The following is a 5,222-nucleotide window of genomic DNA, read 5'->3' as shown; positions in this document are numbered from 1 at the left end:
TCTGCATATTGCCCCTGATAGGGTTAATGTTCCGCAACGGCCTGTCAGCCTCGCCGGTAACGGTATACCCATAGTCCCAGAAAGTGTGCGCAGTAACAAACAGCTGTTGCTGTGAAAGGTCCCGGATCCAGCGGTTAAGCTGCTGGCTGCGCGCCTGCTGTTGCTGATCTGAAAGCAGGGTATCATCCTGCCAGATCAAAAGAATAAATTCCTGCATGGATAGTAGAAAAGGTTTGATTGACGTTCACTGCTACAGAACCGGCATTGAATATAATAAAAATTAGTTACAGTTGTTCAGCCTACCTCTCCTGTTTAAAAATGAAGCCCAATCCTTACATTTGAATAACAAACCTTTTTATGCAGCTTCCTGAAGATCTCTATCAGCGTATTGTTGCCGCCAAGCTGTTCATGGATGAGCATTACCATGAGGCTATATTATTTTCTCTTTAAATCTCATTTGACGCTACTGATTTATAATATGTTCTATACTTTTATAGCATAACAATCATGTACCGCTATGGATTCCAGAAGGGATTTTATTAAAAAGGCTGCGCTGCTTTCCGGTGCAGCCGGTTTTGCCACATTGCCCGCTTCCGTACAGAAAGCATTAGCCATTAACCCCGCGCCCGGCACTACTTTCCTGGATGCAGAACATATTGTATTCCTGATGCAGGAGAACCGCTCCTTTGATCACTGCTTTGGCAGCCTGCAGGGCGTACGTGGCTTTAATGATCCCCGTGCTATAAACCTGCCCGATAAAAAACCGGTATGGCTGCAAACCAATGCTGCCGGTGAAACATATGCCCCTTTCCGTTTGGATATAAAGGATTCAAAAGTTACCTGGATGGGCTCTTTGCCGCATGCATGGAGCAACCAGGTAGATGCCCGCAACAATGGTAAGTACGATAAATGGCTGGATGCAAAAGAATCCGGACACACGGAATATGCAAAGATGCCGCTGACCATGGGGTATTATACCCGGCAGGATATTCCCTTTTACTACGCACTGGCAGATGCTTTTACCGTGTGCGACCAGCACTTCTGCTCTTCCCTTACCGGTACTACGCCTAACCGTTTATACTTCTGGACCGGTACTATCCGCGCGGAACAAAATAACCAATCCAATGCGCTGGTATGGAATGAGGAAGCGGATTATGACAGCATGCAGAATTATAAAACCTATCCGGAAAGGCTGGAAGAAAACGGTATTTCCTGGAAAATTTATCAGAACGATATTAGCGTGGACGGCGGCTTCACCGGCGAAAAAGACGCGTGGCTGGCCAACTTCACAGATAATCCCATTGAGTTCTTTACACAGTATAATGTAAAGCTCTCTAACCGCTACATTACTTACCTGGAAAAAAGTGTAGCCACCTTACCGGGTGAAATAGCTGAGCTGGAAAAACAGCTGGCTGCATTACCGGCTGCAGATGCTAACCACGCCAGGCTGGAAAAGCAGCTGAAAGAAAAAAAGGCCACCCTGCAAAAAGTGCAGGCAGATCAAAAGCTATATACCCGCGAAAAATATGCACAGCTTTCTCAGCACGATAAGAACCTGCATGAGAAAGCATTTTGCGCCAATCATAAAGATCCGCATTTTGGAGAGCTTACCACGCTTAGCTACCAGGATGGGGATACTGCCCGGGAAGTAACCGTGCCCAAAGGCGATGTGCTGTACCAGTTCCGGGAAGATGTGAAGAACGGCGCTTTGCCCACCGTATCCTGGCTGGTGGCGCCGGAAAACTTTTCAGACCACCCCGGCGCCGCCTGGTATGGCGCCTGGTATGTATCCGAAGTAATGGACATTCTTACGCAAAACCCGGAAGTATGGAAGAAAACCATTTTTGTGCTTACGTATGATGAGAATGACGGCTACTTTGATCACGTACCGCCATTTGTAGCGCCCGACCCGCAGAACCCCGCCACCGGCAAGGTTTCTCAGGGAACGGATGCGGGTGTGGAATTTGTAAGTATGGAACAGGAGCAGCGCAAAACTTATTTGCCGCAGGAGCATAAACGGGAGAGCCCCATTGGCTTGGGTTACCGTGTACCCATGGTAGTTGCTTCGCCCTGGAGCCGTGGGGGATGGGTAAATTCGCAGGTGTTTGACCACACTTCCTCTTTACAGTTCCTGGAAAAATTCCTGCAGCACAAAACCGGCAAAGCGGTAACAGAATCAAATATCAGCAGCTGGCGGAGAGCGGTGTGCGGTGACCTGTCATCCGTATTCCGCCCGTATAACGGCGAAAAAATAGAGCTGCCTGCCGTGGTAGAAAAAGAGGCATTTATTGAAAGTGTACATAAGGCGCAGTTCAAAGGACTGCCGCAGGGATACAGATCATTTACCGCCGCTGATATAGCGCAGGTGAAACGCAACCCTTTGCTGATAAACAGTATGCAGCAGGAAAAAGGCATCCGCCATGCCTGTGTATTGCCCTATGAGCTGTATGTGGAAGGGCAGCTGAGCGGTGATAAAAGATCGTTCGGCATTCACCTGGCCGCCAAACAGGAAGTATTTGGTAAAACGGCTGCCGGCGCACCTTTCCTGGTGTATGCACCGGGTAAATATAAAACGGAAGATATGCGGGTATGGTCTTACGGCGTAGCTGCCGGTGAGCAGCTGCAGGATACCTGGACCCTGGAAGATTTTGAGAACGGGCAGTATCATCTGCAGGTACATGGGCCCAATGGTTTCTTCCGGGAGTTTACCGGTAGCAGCCAGGATCCGTTATTACAGGTAAGCTGCCAGTACCAGCAGGCGGCAGCTAAGCTCACCGGGAATGTAGCATTGCACCTGCAGAACAACAGTAAGGAAAAATATACCATAAGCATAATTGATAATGCCTATAAAACCGGTACACGCACGCAGGAGCTGGCGCCGGGACAAACAAAAACCCTGCTGCTGGACCTTGGTAAAAGCCATGGCTGGTACGATTGCAGTGTGCAAATAAAAGGGCATGCTGGTTTTGAAAAAAGATATGCCGGCCGCGTAGAAACCGGTAAGCCCGGCTTTACCGATCCGCTGATGGGAAGGGTGTAAGCGGACATTGCCTGTCCGGAAACGGACAGCTTTCTATGTTTCCGGCCTATTAATGTATTGATTTTCAGGTAACGCACAGGCAGGCATTTACTTTGTACAATGCCGGGTTAAATGCTTCCCATGCTGAAGAACTACTTTAAAATTGCCGTAAGACAATTATTGAAGCAAAAGATGTACACCGTCATCAAGATAGGCGGGTTTGCATTAAGTATTGCAGCCTGTTTGCTGATCACGTTGTACATAAAGCATGAGCTGAGCTATGACCGGTCTTATCCCAATGCTGACCGTATTTACCGGGTAGTAGGCGAATCTATTGATAATGGGGTGGATGAAAAAGGCGTATCCTTCCCCGCGCCGTTTGCCCGTTCTTTAAAAGATGATTTCCCGGAGATTGAAGAAGCGGGGCGTTTAATGTCCAACCGCCTGTTCACCGGCGCAGGCAGCAACCAGCTGCGGCGGGCCGATAAGGTGGAAAATACGTATGAAGAAGGGTTTACCTACCTAGATCAGCAGCTGCTGAATATTTTTCAATGGCCGCTGGTAGCCGGAGATGCTAAGCATGCATTGGATGAACCTAAGACCATGGTGATCTCCCAGCGGATGGCGGAAAAATATTTTCCGCATGAAGATCCTATCGGGAAGGTGATGCTGCTGAATGATAATAACGATTACGCTTACCGCATAACAGGCGTAATGAAAAACCTGCCGTCCAATTCCCATTTGCAGTATAATTTCCTGTTAACCCTTTCCGGCGTATCGTTCTGGAACGGTGAGCAAACTAACTGGATGTCCAGCAACTATGATAATTATGTGCGGCTGCGCCCGGGCACGGATGCTCAACAGCTGAGCAAAAGGATCGGCGATAATCTGTTGCAGAAATATTATATCCCTGTTATGAGGCAGGCTGGTAACAAGGATATAGACCGTCTGGGTAAAACCCTGGAGCTGCGCATAGGCCTGCAACCGGTAAGTGATATTCATCTCCGTTCCCATGATATTTCAGACAGCATACAGAACCACGGCGATATACGTTTTATATGGCTGTTTGGTGCTGTTGCCTGTTTCATACTGCTGATTGCCTGTATAAATTTCATTAACCTTTCTACTGCCCGTTCAGCCAACCGCGCTAAAGAGGTAGGCCTGAAAAAAACGATCGGCGCATTCCGCAGCAGCCTGGTACAGCAGTTCCTTACAGAATCTTTTTTATACAGCTTCCTGTCTGTTATACTGGGCAGCCTGCTGGCCTGGATGCTATTGCCTTATTTCAATCAGCTGGCCGCACAAACGCTGGTATTTCCCTGGCATGAGTGGTGGCTGGCGCCTGCGCTGTTAGTGGCTGCTGTGGCCATTGGCCTGCTGGCAGGTATTTACCCGTCTTTTTATCTTTCATCCTTTCAGCCTATGCAGGTATTGAAAGGCAGTATTAGCCGCGGCACTAAAAATTCCAATCTGAGAAGCATCCTGGTAGTGTTCCAGTTTGCCACCTCCATTATCCTGATCATTGGTACGGTGGTTATCTACCGGCAAATGCAGTTTATCCTTCACCGTAAGATAGGTTTTGATAAGGAGCAGGTGGTGATGATACAGGGTGCGCATACCCTGGGTAATAAGGTACAAACCTTTAAGAGTGAGCTGCAGCGATTGCCCAATGTAGCGCATGTGGCGGTGAGCGACTTTTTACCGGTGTCCAATACCAAACGTAATGGTAACAGCCTCTGGAAAGATGGCAGGATCAAGATTGATATGCCGGTGTTTGGACAGGTTTGGCAGGTGGATCATGATTACCTGGCTACGATGGGGATGCACCTGGTGGCCGGCCGTAATTTTTCCAAAGACATGCCAACGGATTCACAGGCCGTTATCATCAATCAAACCCTGGCAAAACAGTTATTCCCCGGGAAAGAGGATCCGCTTGGCCAGCGCATTATGAATGCCGGCAATGGCCGTTACCAGGTGATCGGAATTGTGGCGGATTTCAATTTTGAATCCATGCGTGGTAAGGTGGGCGGACTTTGTATGACGCTGGGTAACAGCCCTACCATTGTATCTGTAAAAGTACATACGGCCGATATGGCTAAGATGATCAGCACCATCACCGGTGTTTGGAAAAGCTTTGCCCCTAACCAGCCTTTCCGCTATAACTTCCTGGACGAACGTTTTGCACAGATGTATGATGATGTGC

Annotated in this window: 3 protein-coding genes; 2 read left to right on the top strand and 1 reads right to left on the bottom strand. The window is 48.5% G+C overall.

The genetic code is table 11. From position 1 onward, the window contains the following. On the bottom strand, positions 1-217 hold a 217-nt coding region (locus VIM87_RS29155; RefSeq protein ID WP_332000390.1), incomplete at its 3' end, for a hypothetical protein. A 300-nt stretch (positions 218-517) separates the two neighbouring features. On the opposite strand from VIM87_RS29155, the gene VIM87_RS29150 reads away from it, so the two are divergent. Then, positions 518-3,040, top strand: a complete 2,523-nt coding sequence (locus tag VIM87_RS29150; protein WP_332000389.1) for a phosphocholine-specific phospholipase C — start codon at positions 518-520, stop codon at positions 3,038-3,040. 120 nt (positions 3,041-3,160) lie between these two features. Next, the coding region (locus VIM87_RS29145) for an ABC transporter permease (protein WP_332000388.1) at positions 3,161-5,222 on the top strand (2,062 nt) is incomplete at its 3' end.

The sequence above is a fragment of the Chitinophaga sp. genome (assembly GCF_036569125.1).
Lineage (GTDB): Bacteria > Bacteroidota > Bacteroidia > Chitinophagales > Chitinophagaceae > Chitinophaga.
This window is presented reverse-complemented; position numbering and strand designations above follow the sequence as displayed.